Raw genomic sequence first — 767 nt, forward strand, 5'->3', positions numbered from 1 at the left:
TCGCTCCAATCTCCTGGACAACGTGCTGCTTCAATTCCTTCTCCAAAGTCTCACTCTGCTGTGGCGGAAGCTGCAGTTGTTGGTAAACCTGATGAGGTTAAGGGTGAGGATATTGTGGCTTTTGTGACTTTAGAAGGCGATCGCGAAGCAAGTGAGACTTTGGAGAAGGAATTGAAGCAGCACGTTGTCCAGGAGATTGGAGCGATCGCTCGTCCTGGTGAGATTCGCTTTACTGAGGATTTGCCTAAAACTCGTTCTGGTAAGATTATGCGAAGGTTGTTACGGTCTCTGGCGGCAGGTCAGGAAATTGCTGGGGATACTTCAACGTTACAGGACAAGAGTGTATTAGATAAGTTACGGGGTGGAGCGTAGGGAAGTCAGAAGTCAGAAGTTAGAAGTGAGTGTGTAATTCTGAGGTCTCCTGCGGCGCTTTTCTGGTGCGGAAATGTTTCCGCACACATCGCCTCCAGAATTTATAGCGTTGTGCGCAGGCAACAGCTCATCTGGCAACAGTTCCGGAAGGGGGAATAAATTGCCGATAATATAAGACTTTTAGCTATTTTGCCCATCCTGCAATTTGTAAATATACCAGCGCTCATTGCTATAAGACACACTCAAGACAGTCAGAAGTTATATCATGTCTGGATAATTAGATATCTCCAGAAAAGAGGGAGTAAAGAGGGAGTAGGGAGTAGGGAGTAGGGGGAATTGAAGAAGGAGACAGGAGACAGGAGACAGGAGACAGGAGGAAAATTACATGGGGATTC

General features: G+C 46.8%; 1 protein-coding gene. It reads left to right on the top strand.

The annotated features are described in order from the left end of the window. Nucleotides 1-372 (top strand): AMP-binding enzyme (locus D5R40_RS33520; RefSeq protein WP_445974465.1); only part of this gene is annotated, 372 nt, incomplete at its 5' end. Between the last annotated feature and the right edge of the window lie 395 nt (nucleotides 373-767).

The organism is Okeania hirsuta (genome assembly GCF_003838195.1).
GTDB classification, from domain to species: Bacteria; Cyanobacteriota; Cyanobacteriia; order Cyanobacteriales; family Microcoleaceae; genus Okeania; species Okeania hirsuta.